Here is a 19241-nt window from a genome sequence, read left to right on the forward strand (position 1 = left end):
GCTTGCTCGCGATGGCGCCCATGAGATCGCCATCGCGGGCAAGCCTTGCTCCTACAAGCCTGCGTTACGTCATTAAACCTTTCGCCTCCCGCTGCGGTCACTGAAAGAGGACTTTCAGAGCGCACACTGCGGGCATGGGCACCTCCCCCGACTACGCAAAACACTGGTTCGCCGCCCGCGGCTGGAAGCCGTTCGCCTTTCAGAAACAAGTGTGGACGGCGGTCAAGCGCGGCGAATCCGGGTTGCTGCATGCCAGCACCGGTGCCGGTAAAACCTACGCGGTGTGGTTCGGTGCGCTCAATCGCTTCGCCGCGTCTGCCACGCCTGTAGAAACGCCGCGCAAACGCAAACCGGTTGCGCCACCGCTGACGGTGCTGTGGATAACCCCGATGCGTGCGTTGGCCGCCGACACCGCCCGTGCGCTGGAAGCGCCGCTGGCTGATTTGCAGATACCGTGGAGCGTCGGCCTGCGCACCGGCGACACCAGCAGCAGCGAACGCGCCCGTCAGAGCCGGCGCTTGCCCACCACACTGATCACCACCCCGGAAAGCCTGACCCTGATGCTCGCCCGGGCCGATGCGCAAACCGCGATATCGACCTTGCGCATGGTGGTGGTCGACGAATGGCACGAATTGCTCGGCAACAAGCGCGGCGTGCAATTGCAGTTGGCCCTCGCGCGCTTGCGTCGTTGGCATCCCGGATTGATCGTGTGGGGCGTTTCCGCGACGCTGGGTAATCAGGCCCACGCCGAACAGGTATTGATCCCACAAGGGGGCGGCATCAGCGTCCAGGGCCAAAACGGCAAGGAGCTGCGGGTCGACACGTTGTTGCCACCCGCCATCGAGCGTTTCCCTTGGGCCGGGCACATCGGGTTGAAGATGTTGCCGCAGGTGGTCGCCGAACTCGACTCCAGCCCCAGCACTCTGGTGTTCACCAACACCCGCGCGCAATCGGAGATCTGGTATCAGGCGTTACTGGACGCCCGCCCGGATTGGGCCGGGTTGATCGCCTTACATCACAGCTCGCTGTCACGGGACACCCGCGACTGGGTCGAGCGCGCGCTCAAGGACGGGCAACTCAAAGCGGTGGTCTGCACCTCCAGCCTCGACCTGGGCGTGGATTTCCTGCCGGTGGAGCGCGTATTGCAAATCGGCTCGGCCAAAGGCGTGGCGCGGCTGATGCAGCGGGCCGGACGCTCCGGGCATGCCCCAGGACGCGTATCACGGGTGACGTTGGTGCCGACCCACAGCCTGGAGCTGATCGAAGCGGCCGCCGCGCAGGACGCCGTGGCGCAACGGCGGATCGAACCGCGCGAATCGCCCTACAAGCCGCTGGACGTGCTGGTTCAGCATCTGGTCAGCATGGCGTTGGGTGGTGGGTTTGTGCCCGATGAGCTGTACGAAGAAGTCCGCGCTGCCTGGGCATATCGGGATCTCACACTGGCGGATTGGGCTTGGGCGCTGGCTTTCGTACGCCACGGCGGACTTTCCCTGACAGCCTATCCGGATTATCGCCGGGTCGAACCTGATGAACACGGCGTGTGGCGTGTGCCGGATGCGCGGCTGGCTCGGCGGCATCGCATGAGCATCGGCACCATCGTCAGCGATGCGAGCATTCAGTTGAAGTTCTGGAGCAAGGGCGGCGGTGGCAAGCAATTGGGCAGTGTTGAGGAAGGGTTTATCGCTCGCCTGAAACCTGGCGATGGATTTCTGTTCGCGGGGCGTTTGCTGGAATTGGTACGGGTGGAAAACATGACGGCCTACGTGCGGCGCAGCACCGCGAAAAGAGCAACGGTGCCCCGTTGGAATGGCGGGAGGATGCCACTGTCCAGCGAGTTGGCTCAGGCGGTGGTCGCGCGGTTCAGTGCGGCGGCTTGCGGTGACTTTGCTGGCCCGGAAATGGCGGCGGTGCGTCCACTGCTGGACGTGCAGCAACGCTGGTCCGGATTGCCGACCGTGGATTCCCTGCTGGCGGAATCGCTCAAGTCCCGTGAAGGCTGGCACTTGTTTCTTTATCCGTTTGCGGGGCGCCAGGTGCATCTGGGGCTGGCGAGTCTGCTGGCTTGGCGGGTAAGCCAGCGGCAGGCAGTGACGTTTTCGATTGCGGTGAACGATTACGGCCTCGAATTGCTGAGCGCAACACCTGTCGATTGGTCCCAACACCTGAATCCCGAACTGTTCAGCGCCGAGCACCTGCTGCCCGACGTTCTCGCCAGCCTGAACGCCGGCGAACTGGCGCTGCGACGCTTTCGGGAAATCGCACGCATTGCCGGGCTGGTGTTCGCCGGCTACCCCGGCGCGCCCAAGAGCACGCGACAGGTTCAGGCATCGAGCGGTTTGTTCTTTGAAGTGTTCAAGCAATACGACGCCGACAACCTGTTGCTGGCCCAGGCCGGGGAAGAAGTCCTACGGGAAGAATTGGATATTCGTCGACTGGAGCAGACCTTGGCTCGCATCAATCGCTTGAGATTCGACTTGCATCTGATCAAGCGTCCTACGCCGCTGGGCTTCCCGCTGCTGGTGGAAAGGATGCGCGAAAGCATGAGTTCCGAGAAACTGGCGGATCGCATTAGGCGAATGGTCGGCGATCTGGAAAAAACCGCTGAAACCGGGAAAGCCTGATGAGCGCGCCCTACCCTGTGCGCCTGGCTGGCGAAGAACTCTGGTTGTTGCCCGAGAAAGCCATCTACTGGCCGGCCCAGCAAGCGCTGTTGGTTGCCGATGTGCACTTTGGCAAGGCCGCGGCCTATCGCAGCCTCGGTCAACCGGTACCGAGGGGCACGACGGCGCAAAACATCGCGGTGCTGGATGGCTTGCTGGCTGCCCTGCCCTGTCGCCAGTTGATTTTCCTTGGCGACTTTCTCCACGGCCCCGGCTCCCATGCTGCGGATACGTTGCAGGCCCTGGCCGCGTGGCGGGAACGCCATTGCGACTTGCCGATGACACTGATTCGCGGCAATCACGACAAACGCGCGGGCGATCCGCCGTTGTCGCTGAACATTCGGGTGGTGCCGGAACCTCTGCTGCTGGGGCCGTTTGCCCTGCAACACGAGCCTGACCCACACCCGAGCCGTCACGTGCTCGCGGGGCATGTGCATCCGGTCTACCGGCTCAACGGCCGGGGCCGTCAAAGCTTGCGCCTGGCGTGTTTCAGGTTAGGGGAGCAAGTCAGCCTGTTGCCCGCGTTCGGCGCATTTACCGGCGGGTATCAAGTCGAGCGGGATGATAGCTGCAGGATTTTTGTCATCGGCGACAACGAAATATGGCCAGTCAGCTGACGCTTACCCTATAGGAGCAAAGCTTGCTCGCGATGACCTCGTATCAGCCAACATCATTGTTGGATGTACAGCAGCCTTCGCGAGCAAGCTTCGCTCCTACAGGACGACGCATCGTGCGACGAGCGCAGGACCGGCATCAAGCAACCGGCGCGGGTGGTGGCTCGTCCGGCAGGGTTGGCTCACCGGGCTCGGTGGGTTGTTCGTTGGGGGTATCGGGATCAGGCTGGCCGGGGATGCCGCCTGCCATGCTGATAGGCGGATGCGCCAGCAAGGACCAGGCCAAAACGCCAATCTGATTGGGCTCAAGCCTTGCCAGTTCGGCGCTGATTTGCGGATCGATCTTCATGGAGCACTCCTGAGCAATGGCCCGGTTCGCTGTGCGCAAAACGGGCAGTACACCCAATAGAGTGTCTACCCGCCGAAGAATTCCCGGGAACTGTCAGATGGACGGATCAGGTGCGTGGCAGGGTGACGCCGCGCTGGCCCTGGTACTTGCCGCCACGGTCCTTGTAGGAGACTTCGCACTCTTCGTCGGATTCGAAGAACAGCATCTGTGCGACGCCTTCGTTGGCGTAGATTTTCGCCGGCAAGGTGGTGGTGTTGGAGAATTCCAGGGTCACGTGGCCTTCCCACTCAGGCTCGAGCGGCGTCACGTTGACGATAATGCCGCAACGGGCGTAGGTGCTTTTACCCAGGCAGATGGTCAGCACGTTGCGCGGAATGCGGAAGAATTCCACGGTGCGGGCCAGGGCGAAGGAGTTCGGCGGGATGATGCAGACGTCGCTGGTCACGTCGACAAAGCTCTTCTCGTCGAAGTTCTTCGGGTCGACGATGGCCGAGTTGATGTTGGTGAACACCTTGAACTCACCAGCGCAACGTACGTCGTAGCCGTAGCTCGACACACCATAGGAAATCAGGCGCTCGGCACCTTCGCCGCGCATCTGGCGCTCGACGAACGGTTCGATCATGCCGTGCTCTTGCGCCATGCGGCGAATCCACTTGTCCGATTTGATGCTCATGGCGGGGTGTCCTGAATAGCGAGGTGGAAAAATTCTGTCCGGCATCTTACTAGGCGCGCGCTCCGGGTTCAAAGCGCAGCTATTAATTCTCGCCGATCCCCCCTGATTGCCGGGTCTTCCCGCCAAAACGATGCACCGTCAGTCACGAAAACAGAGAAACCTTCGCAGGAAGCATTGGCACGTTCCGGAAAAAGGGTTAAGGTGGCGCCACTGTGCTGCTTGTGTCACTGAGAATCTCTACACGATATGTTGAATTTCGATCCAACCATCTACAAGAATTTTTCCTGCTCTTTGCACTCAGTCTCGGCCAGGGTTCTTCCTGCGTCGCAGTTATCTTTGTTCAAGGAGTTACACCATGTCTAATCGCCAAACTGGTACCGTTAAGTGGTTCAACGATGAAAAAGGCTTCGGCTTCATCACTCCACAATCCGGTGACGACCTGTTCGTTCACTTCAAAGCAATCCAATCCGACGGCTTCAAAAGCCTGAAAGAAGGCCAACAGGTTTCTTTCATCGCTACCCGCGGTCAGAAAGGCATGCAAGCTGAAGAAGTTCAAGTTATCTAACTTGTACTTGCTTTAGTAAAAAGCCCCGCCCTTAAAAGCGGGGCTTTTTTGTGGGCGCCTGTTTTTGCGTTGGGCCATCTTCTCGTCCTTCTATATGATTCGCCACCTGGAAAATCACATGGAAGCAGCAGGATGCCGTTCAACCAATGGAAAACCCTGGGCGCAGCGCTGATCACGCTCGCACTCCCCTTCTCGATTCACGCCAATCCCCGCCCCGACCATCCGACCATCATCGTCGGCATGGATACCCACGCCACCTATATCGGCCAAGGCCCTGCCATCCAGGGCATTCCCCAGCCAGAACTGCGCGCGGCGGCTTTGCTGGAGCTCTCTACGCCACACGCTTGCGGCAGCAACGAGGTCTACCTCACACCGGAATCGGTGGGCGTACCCAACGAATCGTTTGGTCGACTGCTCAATGAAGTCCAGCAACTGATCGACGACGAAACACCACTGTTGATTACGCTCTCGGAATGTGACGGCAAACGGGCTTTTTTTGAAAAGGTCCGTCCGTGTACGCCCGAAGAGTGCGGCAACCTGACCGCCTCCCTGGTGGACGGAAAGCTGTATCTGGACGAAGACTACGCACCAACCAGCAAAGGTCAGGCGGCTTACTTCCTGAAAATGCCGATGGCCTACGACAGCAAACGCAAGGCCTGGCACGCCAAAATCTTTTACGTCGAATCAGGCAAACTGCGCCGCGACTATTACGTCAACGCCAAAGACTTTGTCTCAGGCAGGCCCGTCCTCGCCTCGAAAACCTACTACTCGAGCGGAAAGCTCGGACAAAGCTATCAGAACGATGCCAAGGGCCAACGCCAGGGCGAGGCAATCACCTATTCCGAAAGCGGGGTTGTCATCAAGCGCGCGAACTACTTGAACGATGACCTGGAAGACTGGGAAACCACCTACCACGAGAACGGCAAGAAGGCCGAGGCCTACAACTGGCACGCCGGCAAGCATGTGGATGGCGAGTACCTGGAGTACGACGAAAACGGCGCGATCATCGGCCGCCTCACTTATCACAATGACGTGCTGGACGGCCCGATCCTCGGCTATTACCCCGATGGCAAGATCAAGTCACGTGGTCAATACGTCAACGGCAAAATGGTCGGCCCCAACCTTTCCTACTTCCCGGACGGTTCGCTGCAAAGCAGCACGGACTACGTCGACAATGCGCCGCGAGGCTGGCAAATCGAGTATCACCCCAACGCCACGGTGAAACAGAAAGTCTTTGTCGACGAGCATTCCGTGCAGCGCAGCCATGCCAGCTGGAACGACCAGGGCGTACAAACCGTGCAATGGCAGTGGGATGAGCAGCACCGCGAACAGGGCGACTTCAAGGAGTGGTACGCCAACGGCCAGCTCAAGGAACAAAAATCCTACAAGGACGGCAAACTGGAAGGCCCGACCATCACCTGGTATGAAAACGGCCAGATGAATACGTCCGTCGATTACGTCGAGGGGCGTGAGCAAGGCGTGATGCGCCTGTGGAAACAGGATGGCAGCCCGAACGGCGAATGCCGATACGAGGCCGGTGTCCGTCAAGGTGAATGCACCTGACGCAATCACATCAAAAAAAAGATCGCAGCCTTTGGCAGTGCCTGCAGGATGAACGTTGATTCATCGTAGGCATTGCCGAAGGCTGCGATCTTTTGATCTTTGAGCGTTTTACCAAGCCACGCCAAACCCTGCGGTATAGCGCGTCTTGTTCAAATCAGCATCATTGGTGCCGCTGATGATGTCGCGCTCGGCCTTGAGGTTAAGCGAAGCCCAGTCGGTGACTTTGTAGCGCAAACCCAATTCGGCATCGAGCGCGTAATCGGCCACGCCGGACAGCGGCTTGCCCACTTCGCCATTAGTGAAGAACTCGACCTTCTTGCCCACCAGATAGCGGTTGTAGTCCCACTTCATGGCCACGGAATAGAAGTTGTCCTTGCCGCCATCGCGGTATTCGTAATCGGTGCGGTTGAGCAGCGAACCCAGCGAGAACGCGCCCAGCTCGTTGTCCCAGAACTGATACCCCGGACCGGTACCGACCACACGCTGACGGGACAATTCTTCGACCTTGTCGCGCTTGTAGTTCACGCGACCATCCCAGTACCAGTGCTCGGTGAGGAATCGGTCAAGGGAGTACTCGGCACGCCAGTTGTCGGTGGTCACCACGTCATCCTGGAATTCTCGGTTGTACTCGCCCTCGGCCGTATGCCGCCAGCGGCCATGACGGGCCGTGGTCTTGAAGCCGATATCGTAGTCGTCGGTGTCCTTCTCGGCGCGCTGGTAATCCAGGGCCATGTCGACATTACCCTTCCAGACCAGGTCTTCGACCACCGGTTTAGGCTTGAGAATCTGCTGGATACTCGCCAACTCGACGGTTTTCGGCGCCTCGCCATTGGCCAAGGTCACCTTGCCATCTTCGGCAGCCTTCAAGGATTTGGCCTTCTCGCCGTTGTAGGCATCCTGCTTGACCAACAATTCCTGATCACTTTCCAGGGTCTTGACCTGCTTCCAGTCGATTGGAACCGCACCGGCGTATTCGGTCTGGATCAGCAGTTTGCCGCCATCGAACACGGTGATCTTGCCGCTCAATTTGTCACCGTTTTTCAACCATACGGTGTCGGCGAGCAAAGGCGTGGAAGCACTGAAGACAGCGAGGCACAACAAGGTTCTGGACAACATAAGCAGATCGAAGGCTCTGGTTTGCGAAAAAAAGTCGGCATTATCCCAAGGAACAAGGCGCTAGCAAGGACTGACCCGACTATTTCTATTGAGTTCATTTCTCAATTGCTACTTCTGGACTTAATCTGTGGGCGCAAAATCGAATTTCCTCAGGAACTGCGGACGTGACAGACGAAACGACGGAAAACGAAAGCCCGGCGCAAATCCGACGCACGGCGCTGTACCTGACCCTGGCCCAAGTGCCCGAGGGCAAAGTGGTGAGTTATGGACAATTGGCCGAGCTGGCAGGGTTGGGGCGCGCGGCACGCTGGGTCGGGCGCACGCTGAGCCAGTTGCCCGGCGACACCAGGTTGCCTTGGCACCGCGTGCTCGGTGCCGGTGGTCGGATCAGTCTGCCGGCGGGAAGCCCATCGGGGGATGAACAACGGGCGCGTTTGCGCACCGAAGGCATTAGTATCCTGAACAATCGTGTTGATATTCAGCGTCATGGCTGGCGCCCGGTAGAGCACAGCGGTTAGAGTGCGCGCTTTGTTTCCGTAATCTTGAGGCAGACTCCAGCCCATGCCCCGTAAAACCTGGCGCGCCGCGCTCGCCGCCTATGCCAGCCCATCAACGCTTGTGCTGTTGTTGCTTGGTTTCGCCGCCGGCCTGCCCTACATGCTGGTGTTTTCGACGCTGTCGGTCTGGTTGCGCGAGGCCGGTGTGGCCCGCGAAACCATTGGCTATGCAAGCCTGATAGGCCTGGCCTACGCCTTTAAATGGGTGTGGTCCCCGCTGCTGGATCAATGGCGCCTGCCATTACTCGGCAAGCTCGGTCGACGCCGCTCCTGGCTGGTGCTTTCCCAATCGCTGGTGATCCTCGGCCTGATCGGCATGGGTTTCTGCGACCCGCAAAAGCATTTGTCCTGGTTGATCGCCATCGCGGTGATCGTGGCTTTCGCGTCGGCGACCCAGGACATTGCCGTCGACGCCTATCGCCTGGAAATCGCCGAAGACAGTCGCCAGGCTGCGCTGGCCGCCAGCTACATGTCCGGTTATCGTATCGCCGCGCTGCTGGCCACCGCCGGCGCGCTGTTCTTCGCCGAAGGCTTCGGCTCCACGGGTTTCAACTACCAACACTCGGCCTGGGCCGGCACGTATGTGCTGTTCGGTGCGCTGATGATCCCCGCACTGCTGACCAGCCTGTTCATGCGCGAGCCGCCGGTGCCGTTGCGTACTCAGTTGCAGGCGGGGCGCTACAGCTTTGCGCATCAATTGGCCTCGGTGTTTGTGCTGATCGTGCTGCTGGTGTCGGTGCCGGCCATGTTCACCCAGCTCTACAACACGGATTTCGCCGCCGTGCTGTTCCAGGGCGAGAGCCTGCTCGACCTGCTGCTCGAAGACCGCGCGTTCCTGCGGGCCATCCTCTATATCACTCTGACGGCCCTGTGCCTGTCGGCCATGGGCCGTCGCGGCCTGGCGCCGGTGCTGACGCCGGTCAACGACTTCATTCTGCGCTACCGCTGGCAAGCGTTCCTGCTGCTCGGCTTGATCGCCACCTACCGGATGTCCGACACGGTCATGGGCGTGATGGCCAACGTGTTCTACATCGACCAGGGCTTCACCAAGGATCAGATTGCCAGCGTCAGCAAGATTTTCGGCCTGATCATGACCCTGGTGGGCGCCGGCATGGGCGGCCTGCTGATCGTGCGCTTCGGTATCCTGCCGATCCTGCTGATCGGCGGTATCGCCTCGGCCGGCACCAACCTGCTGTTCCTGATGCTCGCCGACATGGGCGCCAACCTGAACATGCTGATCCTGACCATTTCCCTGGACAACTTCAGCTCGGGTCTGGCGACGTCGGCGTTCGTCGCGTACCTGTCGAGCCTGACCAACCTCAAGTTCTCCGCCACCCAATACGCCCTGCTCAGCTCGATCATGCTCTTGCTGCCGCGCCTGATCGGCGGCTACTCCGGGGTCATGGTGGAGAAATTCGGCTATCACAACTTCTTCCTGATCACGGCCCTGCTCGGCGTGCCGACCCTGCTGCTGATCGCGCTGCACTGGTTCCAGGAGAGTCGCAAGGTCGGCCCGACGCCGACGCCCGAACCGCTCCAGACACCGGCCGTGGAAGAGTCATAGGAAACGTCCCGAATGGCGGGAGGTTTCCCGCCATCGAGCCACACCGCCGGCCGCACTTCTGTACGTCAGCAGATCTCGCCCGTACAATGCTCCGTCATTTCTCGTCATCAGCAACCGACAACGGCCAACCATGCGCACCAGTCAATTTTTGCTCGCCACACAGAAAGAAACGCCTTCCGATGCCGTCGTAATCAGCCATCAGCTGATGCTGCGCGCCGGCATGATCCGCAAACTCGCCTCGGGCCTGTACACCTGGCTGCCCATGGGTTTGCGAGTGATGCGCAAGGTCGAAGCCGTCGTTCGTGAAGAAATGAACGCCGCCGGCTCGCTTGAAGTGTTGATGCCGAGCACTCAACCGGCTGAGCTGTGGCAGGAATCCGGGCGCTGGGAAGAATACGGCCCGGAATTGCTGCGCTTCAAGGATCGCCACGGTCGCGACTTCTGCGCCGGCCCGACCCACGAAGAAGTGATCACCGACCTGATGCGCAACGAGTTGAGCAGCTACAAACAGCTGCCAATCAACGTGTATCAGATCCAGACCAAATTCCGTGACGAAATCCGTCCACGCTTCGGTTTGATGCGCGGTCGCGAATTCATCATGAAGGACGCCTACTCCTTCCACGCAGACCAGCCGTCGCTGCAGATCACCTACGATCGCATGCACCAGGCTTACTGCAACGTGTTCACCCGTCTGGGCCTGAAATTCCGCCCTGTTGAAGCCGACAACGGCTCCATCGGCGGTGCCGGCTCCCACGAGTTCCACGTACTGGCCGAGTCCGGCGAAGACGATATCGCCTTCAGCAACGGTTCCGACTACGCCGCGAACATCGAGAAAGCCGAAGCCGTACCGCGCGAAACCTCCCGCGCCGCTCCGGCCGAAGAGCTGCGCCTGGTCGACACCCCGAACGCCAAGACCATTGCGCAACTGGTCGAAGGCTTCAATCTGCCGATCGAAAAAACCATCAAGACCCTCGTGGTTCACGCAGAAGAGAAAGGCAAGCTGATTGCCCTGATCATCCGTGGCGACCACGAGCTGAACGAAATCAAGGCTGCCCAACAGCCAGGCGTTGCCAGCCCGCTGGTCATGGCCTCGGAAAGCGAATTGCGTGACGCGATTGGCGCCGGTGCCGGCTCCCTCGGCCCGTTGAACCTGCCGCTGCCGATCATCATCGACCGTTCGGTCGAGTTGATGAGCGACTTCGGCATTGGCGCCAACATCGACGACAAGCACTACTTCGGCGTGAACTGGGAGCGTGACCTGCCGGTTCCGACCGTGGCCGACCTGCGTAACGTCGTGGCCGGCGACCCAAGCCCGGATGGCAAGGGCACCCTGGAAATCAAGCGCGGCATTGAAGTCGGGCACATCTTCCAGCTGGGCAACAAGTACAGCAAAGCGATGAAGTGCGAAGTGCTGGGCGAGAACGGCAAGCCGGTGACCCTGGAAATGGGCTGCTACGGCATTGGCGTGTCCCGCGTGGTGGCTGCGGCCATCGAGCAGAACAACGACGCCAACGGGATCATCTGGAGCGACACTCTGGCTCCCTTCCAGATTGCCCTGGTACCGCTGCGCTACGACAACGAGCAGGTTCGCGAAGCCACCGACACGCTGTACGCGCAATTGACCGCGGCCGGCTTCGAAGTGCTGCTGGACGACCGCGACAAGAAAACCAGCCCGGGCATCAAGTTCGCGGACATGGAGCTGATCGGCATTCCGCACCGGATCGTGGTCAGTGACCGCGGCCTCGCCGATGGCAATCTGGAATACAAGAGCCGCACCGAGGCCGAGGCGCAAGCCCTGCCGGTCGCTGACGTGCTGTCCTTCCTCCAGGCCCGAATCCGCCGCTGACACCAGATAGAGAAGTCATGTTCAAGCGAAACACCTTAGGCCTCGGTGGTGCCGCCCTGTGCGGCACCCTGCTGGTCAGCGGCTGTGCCAATCAGATGTCACAACGCAGCGAGCACGAGGAACGGGTCGAGCGCAAATTGCTCGATCACAGCCTGCAGATCGATGTCGGTGAGCCCAAGGTCCTTGAGCTGCCGCAACGTCGGGTGAAAATCCACGAGCAAAAGACCTTCGAAGTCACTGAATTCGAAGTCACGCGTCACTACGACCGCTACACGCCTTACCAACCCTGGCGGGAGGTCTACGAGATCCCGCTGGGCATGGTGGCCGTGGTGGCCGGTATCGGCGCGAACGTGGTCAACGTGTTTGCCCTCGGCAACTTGCCGGACAGCGTGACGAAGGATTGGCTGAGCTACGGTGTGGCCGGGATCAACCCGTTCATGAACGTGCAATCTCACGGTCGTGCCCAGCAAAACCTGGCCGGCATCGATGAAGTCCAGCGCGACAAACGCACGGAATACTCGAGCCTGCCCTGGAGCGAGCGCCCGGTGCAGGTCAAGGCTGGCAAGGAAACCTTCGAGCTGACCACCGACAAAAACGGCGTCTTGCGCCTGAACCTGTTGGACAGCCCGTTCGCCGAACATGACATCAATCATCTGAGCCGGCTGTTGATCACGGTCGAAGATGCCCAGGACGACGTGCACACCGACTCGTCCCTGGCGGTCAGCAGTGGCTTGCGTGGCAAGTTGCTCGAAGCCCACGGGCTGATTTACGACGACCTTGAAGACGACGAAGTGAGCCAGTGGGTACACCGGGTCAAACGCCTGTCGGAACTGGGTCTTGAAGAAGAAGCCAGCGAGCTGGAACAGAGCCTGATCGAACTGACGCGCAACGATCCTGAGCTGCAGACCGAATTCCTCAAGTCGTTGACCCGGGATGCCGGGCGACTGGTGGCGGATCCGAACCCTAATTAAAAACAAAAGCTTCGCGGGCAAGCCTCGCTCCTACAGGATTTATGTCGTACGCGAAATCGCGTTCAACCTGATACCTGTAGGAGCGAGGCTTGCCCGCGAAGAGGGCCTGACATTCGCTACAAAAACTACCGCTCAAACAACTCCATCTGCTCAAACCCGCCCCGCAAATCCTCCAACCGCACCCCGACCCCCAACAACCGCACCGGTTTACCGCCGCGATTGAACGCCTGGGTCAACAACAACTGATAGCTGCCCAGATCCCGCCCCGCCCCGGCCTGCTCCAGCGTGGTTTGGGTGAAATCGTGGAATTTCACTTTGACGAACGGCTTGCCCGGCCGATAGCTGCTATCGATCCGCGCCATGCGCCCGGCGAGGGTTTCCAGTAGCTCAGGCAGTTTATCCAGGCAACTCACCAGGTCCGGTAGATCCACGTCGTAGGTATTTTCGACGCTGATGGATTGCCGACGGTTGTCGTTGTGCACCAGCCGCTCATCGATCCCACGGGCCAGACTCCATAGTCGCTCACCGAAACTGCCGAATTCGCGCACCAGCGCCAACTTGTTCCACTCACGCAGCTGCGAACAATCAACGATGCCGAGCCTGCCGAGTTTGTCGGCGGTGACCTTGCCCACGCCGTGCAGCTTGCTCACCGGCAATCCGCTGACGAAGTCTTCCACCTGATCCGGGGTGATGACGAACAAGCCGTTGGGCTTCTTCCAGTCACTGGCGATCTTGGCCAGGAACTTGTTCGGTGCCACGCCCGCCGAGACGGTGATGTGCAACTGATTGGAGACCCGACGGCGGATATCCTGAGCAATCCGCGTGGCGCTGCCGCCGAAATGCGCGCTGTCCGACACGTCCAGGTAGGCCTCATCGAGGGAAAGCGGCTCGATCAGGTCGGTGTAATCGCTGAAGATCGTCTGAATTTCCTTCGACGCTTCTCTATAAGCATCCATTCGCGGCTTGACGATGGTCAGGTCCGGGCACAGCTTCAAGGCATGCCCGGACGACATCGCCGAACGCACGCCGTAGGCCCGCGCTTCATAATTACAGGTGGCAATCACCCCACGCCGGTCCGCCGACCCGCCCACCGCCAATGGCTTACCGGCCAGGCGCGGGTCATCACGCATCTCGATGGCGGCGTAGAAACAGTCACAGTCGACGTGGATGATTTTGCGTTGGGTCATATAAAAGCGGTGTTCATGGCAAGGAAATGACGTAATGACGAGCCGGATCGGCAGTATCTCACTGGCACCTGTATATAGCACCAGTACTCTGAATGTTCTTTTCCCCCGTAGGAAAAGTACCAGTTGAATTTATTTTTTCAATCGTCAAGCCTCACCCGATAGAGCTTAAAGCCTTGCCACACCGACCTTGCAGCCAATCACCCAGCTCTAATTTCAAGCTAAGCGATTGAACGGGAAGAGGTTTTCTCTGAGTTGAAGGTTGACAGATCGCCGATCCTCTGTAGAATGCCGACACACAGACGCGGGATGGAGCAGTCTGGTAGCTCGTCGGGCTCATAACCCGAAGGTCGTCGGTTCAAATCCGGCTCCCGCAACCAAATATCAAGAAAGGCTACTCGAAAGAGTGGCCTTTTTTGTGCGCGTCGCTTTTGTAAATCCTGGATAGGAAAGAGCAGGTAACGGCTGACGGTGCAGAAACGAGAAATCGTTCCGATTCCGCAACTTAAGTCTCCCTAGCGTCCGTTCGCCGCTCAATTTACATTTATTTGACCCTATTCAGGATTAACGGTGGACACTCAGGCGTTCGCCTGTAGAATGCCGCCACACAGACGCGGGATGGAGCAGTCTGGTAGCTCGTCGGGCTCATAACCCGAAGGTCGTCGGTTCAAATCCGGCTCCCGCAACCAAACATCAAGAAAGGCTACTCGAAAGAGTGGCCTTTTTTGTGCGCGCCTCTTTTATAAATTTGAATAGAAACGAGCAAGTAACAGCTGGCGACGCAGGAACAAGAAATCGTTCCTATTCCGAAACTTAGGTCTCCCCCGCGACCGTTCGCCGCCCACTTACGCTTATTTGACCCTATTCAGGATTAACGGTTGACACTCCGTCGTTCGCCTGTAGAATGCCGCCACACAGACGCGGGATGGAGCAGTCTGGTAGCTCGTCGGGCTCATAACCCGAAGGTCGTCGGTTCAAATCCGGCTCCCGCAACCAAACATCAAAAAAGGCTGCTCGAAAGAGTGGCCTTTTTTGTATCTGTTGAAAAAGTCCTTTCGCAACAATGATCTGTCACTGTGCAGTGAACCGTTCAGGATCACCGAGGCTCTGAGTTCAGACTATGCTCTGTGCCAGGCAGGCCCTCTACGACCGATGACGCGCCATCGCCTCGAACCGGCGAGAAGCGTTAATATTTGTGATTATTTTTTTCTACAGGGATTGGTAACTTGGCTCGATACCTCCATCCTGTCGCGCACAATCCAAGAGGTGATTGATGCGCGCCAACTCGTCTGATCCACAAGACACCGTCACAGCGACACAACCTATCAAGGCCGAGCGTTTGCGCCTGCTTGATCTGGTCAGCAAATACCGCCAACCCATCGGTCTTGCGGTCACCTTGCTGTTGTTCGCTATCGCGCTGATTGCCTGTCGCCATTTATTAAGCGAACTCGATCTGTATGCGCTCCACGATTCGATCCTGGACGTGCCAAAACCGGCATTGATTGGCGCACTGGGCGCGACCATCGTCGGCTTCATTATTCTGCTGGGCTACGAATGGTCCGCCAGCCGCTACGCCGGCGTGACCCTGGCGCCACGCACCCTGGCCCTGGGCGGCTTCACCGCGTTTGCCATCGGCAATGCCATTGGCCTGTCGATGCTGTCGGGCGGTTCGGTTCGCTACCGTCTATATGCACGTCATGGCCTCGGGGCTGCGGACGTTGCGCACATGACGCTGTTCGCCAGCCTCTCCTTGGGCTGCGCCCTGCCCCCGCTGGCGGCACTGGCGACCCTGAGCAACCTGCCCGCCGCCTCCGCCGCACTGGGCCTCTCGGAGACCTTGCTGGGCGTGATTGCCGCCGCGGTGTTGCTGCTCACGACCGCACTGGTTGTCGGCATCTATCGCCGTCGCCTGCCAGAGCAGCCTTACCCGGATAATCTGCTGGTCAAGGCTGGACGCCGCACCCTGCGCCTGCCGGGCCGTCGTTTGACGCTTCTGCAACTGGTGATTACTGCCCTGGACGTGGCCGCCGCCGCGACCGTGCTTTATCTGTTGCTGCCGGAAGCCCCACCTTTCGGCGCCTTCCTGCTGATCTATCTGCTGGCCCTGGCCGCTGGCGTGCTCAGCCATGTGCCCGGCGGTGTCGGGGTGTTCGAAGCCATTCTGCTGGCCGCGTTCGCTGACACCCTCGGCGCCGCACCACTGGCCGCTGCGCTTCTACTGTATCGCCTGATTTATGTGGTGCTGCCGCTGCTGGTGGCCTGCGTGTTCCTGCTGATCAACGAAGGCCAACGGTTGTTCCAGTCCCGGCAGTCACTGCGGGCGGCCTCAGGTTTGGCGGCACCGATTCTGGCGCTGCTGGTGTTCCTGTCCGGCGTGGTGCTGCTGTTCTCCGGCGCGACCCCGGAAATCGACACGCGCCTGGAGCACATCGGCTTCCTGATTCCGCATCGCCTGGTGGATGCCTCGCACTTCGGCGCCAGCCTGATCGGCGTGCTGTGCCTGTTGCTGGCCCAGGGTCTGCGTCGTCGCCTGTCGGCCGCGTGGATGCTGACCACCATTCTGTTGCTGGTCGGCGCCCTGCTCTCGCTGCTCAAGGGTTTCGACTGGGAAGAAGCTTGCCTGATGACTCTGACGGCGAGCCTGCTCGGGGTGTTCCGCCGCTCGTTCTATCGCGCCAGTCGTCTGACCGAACTGCCGTTCTCACCGCTGTATCTGGTTGCCAGCCTGTGCGTGCTCGGCGCGTCGATCTGGCTGCTGCTGTTTGCCTATCAGGACGTTCCGTATAGCCATCAACTCTGGTGGCAGTTCACCCTCGACGCCGACGCGCCCCGTGGTTTGCGTTCGCTGTTGGGCGCTGCGGTGTTGCTGGTGGTGGTGTCCCTGACCTGGCTGCTGCGCACCGCACGTCCGATCATTCATCTGCCAACGCAGGACGAACTGGATCGCGCGGTAAAGATCCTCATGGCTTCGTCGCAACCCGACGGTGGTCTCGCCCTGACCGGCGACAAGGCGTTGCTGTTTCACCCCAATGATGAGGCGTTCCTGATGTACGCCCGCCGTGGCCGCAGCCTCGTGGCCTTGTACGACCCGATCGGCCCGACCCAGCAACGGGCGGAGATGATCTGGCAGTTCCGCGACCTCTGCGACATCCATCATGCCCGTCCGGTCTTCTATCAAGTGCGCGCCGAGAACCTGCCGTACTACATGGACATCGGCCTGACCGCGATCAAGCTTGGCGAAGAAGCCCGGGTCGATCTGCTTCGCTTTGATCTCGAAGCCAAGGGCAAAGAGATGAAAGACCTGCGCTACACCTGGAACCGTGGCACCCGTGACGGCCTGTCGCTGGAGATCCATGAGCCGGGGCCACGCGCCGATGGATGAGCTGAAGGTGATTTCCGATGCCTGGCTGACCGGCAAGAACGTGCGCGAGAAAGGCTTCTCCCTCGGTCGTTTCAGCGATGACTACCTCAAGCATTTCCGCGTCGCGGTGATTCGTTTCGAAGGACGCCCGGTGGCGTTCGCCAACCTGCTCGAGACCTACGGCCATGACTTGGCCAGCCTCGACCTGATGCGCGCGCACCCGGACGCCCCGAAGCTGACCATGGAGTTCATGATGGTCGGCCTGATTCAACATTATAAAAATCATGGATACGCCAAGTTCAGCCTGGGCATGGTGCCGCTGTCGGGTCTACAACCCCGTCGCGGCGCACCACTGACCCAGCGCCTGGGCTCGATGGTCTTCCGCCGTGGTGAGCAGCTCTACAACTTCCAAGGCTTGCGCCGCTTCAAAGACAAATTCCAGCCTGACTGGGAACCCCGTTATATGGCCGTGCCCGCCGGACTCGATCCGCTGGTTGCCCTGGCCGATACTGCCGCCCTGATTGCGGGCGGCTTGACTGGATTGGTGAAACGCTGATGATTCAACGCTCCTTGCGGTACGTACTGGCCACACTGGTAGTGCTGGCCCTGATTGTCGGTGGCGGCTACTGGTACATGAAACGCCCGGCACCCGAACCGACCCTCGAACAGCTGACGCCGGCTGATGGCGCCGCCATGACCCGGGTTATTCCGGGGACCACGCCAAAAGCCCAGGTGCTGGTGGCGGTCACGGCTGAACAAAAGCTCAGTGATCAACAACTGAAAACCCTGAGCCGCAGCGCATCGGCGCAGATTGTCCAGGTCATCCTGCCCAAAGACTGCCTGCTGCAAAGCCGCGCCCTGCAATCCGGCCTGCGGGAACTGGAAGGCCCGGCGACCCTGGTCAGCGGCATCGGCCCTGGCGCCGTGCTGGCCTGGCGCTGGTTGTCCGAGCAGAAAAACGACAAGGCCCAGGCCGTTTCGGTGGACCTGGCCCTGGAAAAACCCGGTTGCACCCACCTGCTGCCAAAAAGCGCCGCCCACGGCCATTGGCTGGTGGCCTGGAACGACAACCCGGACGACGCCAGCGCGGGCTTCGTGCGCGATCAACCGAACGCCGAAACCAGCATCAGCGACTACGACATCAACCTGCCACAAGTGCTGAACAACGAACTGCGCAAGATCCTCGTTGGTGGCGACAAAGCCGCGGGCGGCCTGCAGATTCCGGTCGTCGAAGTCCCGGCTGGCCAGGCCAAGGACACCGTGACCCTGTTCCTGTCCGGTGACGGCGGCTGGCGCGACCTCGACCGCGACGTGGCGGGCGAGATGGCCAAGATCGGCTACCCGGTGGTCGGCATCGACACCCTGCGCTACTACTGGCAGCACAAGAGCCCGGAACAAAGCGCCCTGGACCTCGCCGAGCTGATGCAGCACTACCGCCAGAAATGGGGCACCAAACGCTTCATCCTCACCGGCTACTCGTTCGGCGCCGACGTCCTGCCAGCGATCTACAACCGTCTGGCGGAATCGGAACAGCAACGGGTCGACGCCATCATCCTGCTCGCCTTCGCCCGCACCGGCAGCTTCGAAATCGAAGTCGAAGGCTGGCTCGGCAACGCCGGCAAAGAAGCCGCCACCGGCCCGGAAATGGCCAAGCTGCCTGCCGACAAAGTGGTGTGTATCTACGGCGAAGAAGAAGTCGACGAGAGCGGCTGCACAGACAAGACCGCTGTCGGCGAAGCCATAAAACTACCTGGCGGCCATCACTTCGACGAGAACTACCCGGCGCTGGCACAGCGCTTGGTGGACATCATCGTCAAGCGTCAGGCCAAGGAAGAGGCGACGGCACAGGAGTGATCTGAGCCCCCGCCGAATAAAAAGCCCCCGCAGCTTGATGGTTGCGGGGGCTTTTTTACATGTACTGATTTGAAGCAACTCCAGCTAGCCGGACTTTATGCAGATCATCTGTATTTCCAAGGCTAAAGCTGAACATCTATCCACGTTACGTCATCTTCAACAGCGATAAAGTCGCTATCCGGTGCTGACAACAACCTGCTTTGCTGCGACTCCGTTAACTCGGCCCAGAAGCCATCGGTTACGAACACAAGTCGCTCACCGACGGCCAATGGGAGAGATACAAAGTCAGGGTCCGGGGCACGATTAACCTTCATGCATCGAGTTACTCGGTTTCGAGCAGGATCTTGCGCCAGCTCCCGGTGCG

13 protein-coding genes, 3 tRNA genes and 1 pseudogene are annotated in these 19241 nt (G+C 60.0%); 13 read left to right on the top strand and 4 right to left on the bottom strand.

Annotation, left to right across the window (positions count from 1 at the left end; all coding sequences use genetic code 11):
• Nucleotides 1-134 precede the first annotated feature (134 nt).
• Together ACZ89E_RS16320 and pdeM are read left to right on the top strand one after the other, a co-directional pair.
• Nucleotides 135-2621 (top strand): ligase-associated DNA damage response DEXH box helicase, encoded by a 2487-nt coding sequence (locus ACZ89E_RS16320; RefSeq protein ID WP_476256055.1) that lies wholly within the window; start codon nt 135-137, stop codon nt 2619-2621.
• Nucleotides 2621-3277 carry a ligase-associated DNA damage response endonuclease PdeM gene (gene pdeM / locus ACZ89E_RS16325; RefSeq protein WP_149657316.1) on the top strand — a complete coding sequence of 219 codons (657 nt, stop codon included), beginning with the start codon at nt 2621-2623 and terminating at the stop codon, nt 3275-3277. Before ACZ89E_RS16320 ends, pdeM begins: the two co-directional genes overlap by 1 nt.
• 136 nt (nt 3278-3413) lie before the next feature.
• On the opposite strand, the gene ACZ89E_RS16330 is transcribed toward pdeM, so the two are convergent.
• Nucleotides 3414-3623 carry a hypothetical protein gene (locus tag ACZ89E_RS16330; RefSeq protein WP_109628267.1) on the bottom strand — a complete coding sequence of 70 codons (210 nt, stop codon included), beginning with the start codon at nt 3621-3623 and terminating at the stop codon, nt 3414-3416.
• A gap of 106 nt (nt 3624-3729) precedes the next feature.
• Nucleotides 3730-4296: a dCTP deaminase gene (gene dcd, locus ACZ89E_RS16335; RefSeq protein WP_054047011.1), complete on the bottom strand. Its 567-nt coding sequence runs from the start codon at nt 4294-4296 to the stop codon at nt 3730-3732.
• Nucleotides 4297-4651: 355 nt separating this feature from the next.
• Between dcd and ACZ89E_RS16340 the strand changes: the two genes are divergently transcribed.
• Both ACZ89E_RS16340 and ACZ89E_RS16345 read left to right on the top strand, forming a co-directional pair.
• Nucleotides 4652-4861 carry a cold-shock protein gene (locus ACZ89E_RS16340; protein WP_002554837.1) on the top strand — a complete coding sequence of 70 codons (210 nt, stop codon included), beginning with the start codon at nt 4652-4654 and terminating at the stop codon, nt 4859-4861.
• 132 nt (nt 4862-4993) lie between these two features.
• Nucleotides 4994-6424 (top strand): toxin-antitoxin system YwqK family antitoxin, encoded by a 1431-nt coding sequence (locus tag ACZ89E_RS16345; protein WP_476256056.1) that lies wholly within the window; start codon nt 4994-4996, stop codon nt 6422-6424.
• Nucleotides 6425-6532: 108 nt separating this feature from the next.
• Here ACZ89E_RS16345 and ACZ89E_RS16350 read toward each other — a convergent pair whose 3' ends face one another.
• Nucleotides 6533-7540: a DUF481 domain-containing protein gene (locus ACZ89E_RS16350; protein ID WP_149657318.1), complete on the bottom strand. Its 1008-nt coding sequence runs from the start codon at nt 7538-7540 to the stop codon at nt 6533-6535.
• Between the two features lie 164 nt (nt 7541-7704).
• Between ACZ89E_RS16350 and ACZ89E_RS16355 the strand changes: the two genes are divergently transcribed.
• The 4 genes from ACZ89E_RS16355 (at nt 7705) to ACZ89E_RS16370 (ending at nt 12478) form a co-directional block, all read left to right on the top strand.
• Nucleotides 7705-8058, top strand: a complete 354-nt coding sequence (locus tag ACZ89E_RS16355) for an MGMT family protein (RefSeq protein ID WP_149657319.1) — start codon at nt 7705-7707, stop codon at nt 8056-8058.
• 43 nt (nt 8059-8101) lie between these two features.
• Complete coding sequence (locus tag ACZ89E_RS16360; RefSeq protein WP_476256057.1) at nt 8102-9661, top strand: AmpG family muropeptide MFS transporter; 1560 nt, start codon at nt 8102-8104, stop codon at nt 9659-9661.
• A 130-nt stretch (nt 9662-9791) separates the two neighbouring features.
• Nucleotides 9792-11507: a proline--tRNA ligase gene (locus tag ACZ89E_RS16365; protein ID WP_149657321.1), complete on the top strand. Its 1716-nt coding sequence runs from the start codon at nt 9792-9794 to the stop codon at nt 11505-11507.
• A gap of 17 nt (nt 11508-11524) precedes the next feature.
• Nucleotides 11525-12478, top strand: a complete 954-nt coding sequence (locus ACZ89E_RS16370; protein WP_476256058.1) for a hypothetical protein — start codon at nt 11525-11527, stop codon at nt 12476-12478.
• Between the two features lie 125 nt (nt 12479-12603).
• On the opposite strand, the gene dinB is transcribed toward ACZ89E_RS16370, so the two are convergent.
• The gene (dinB, locus tag ACZ89E_RS16375) at nt 12604-13665 is read right to left on the bottom strand and encodes a DNA polymerase IV (protein ID WP_169371333.1); all 1062 of its coding nucleotides are present in this window, start codon (nt 13663-13665) and stop codon (nt 12604-12606) included.
• A 300-nt stretch (nt 13666-13965) separates the two neighbouring features.
• Between dinB and ACZ89E_RS16380 the strand changes: the two genes are divergently transcribed.
• The 5 genes and pseudogenes from ACZ89E_RS16380 (at nt 13966) to ACZ89E_RS16400 (ending at nt 18877) form a co-directional block, all read left to right on the top strand.
• Nucleotides 13966-14042: transfer RNA gene (locus tag ACZ89E_RS16380), tRNA-Met, on the top strand.
• Nucleotides 14043-14274: 232 nt separating this feature from the next.
• Nucleotides 14275-14351, top strand: a tRNA-Met gene (locus tag ACZ89E_RS16385).
• A gap of 230 nt (nt 14352-14581) precedes the next feature.
• A tRNA-Met gene (locus tag ACZ89E_RS16390) sits at nt 14582-14658 on the top strand.
• Between the two features lie 277 nt (nt 14659-14935).
• Nucleotides 14936-17579 (top strand): annotated as a pseudogene (gene mprF, locus ACZ89E_RS16395) (bifunctional lysylphosphatidylglycerol flippase/synthetase MprF).
• A complete protein-coding gene (locus tag ACZ89E_RS16400; RefSeq protein ID WP_476256059.1) occupies nt 17579-18877 on the top strand; it encodes a virulence factor family protein in 1299 nt (432 codons plus the stop codon). The pseudogene mprF and the gene ACZ89E_RS16400 overlap by 1 nt, the downstream one beginning before the upstream one ends.
• Nucleotides 18878-19241: the final 364 nt, after the last annotated feature.

This window comes from Pseudomonas sp. TE3899 (genome assembly GCF_056279105.1).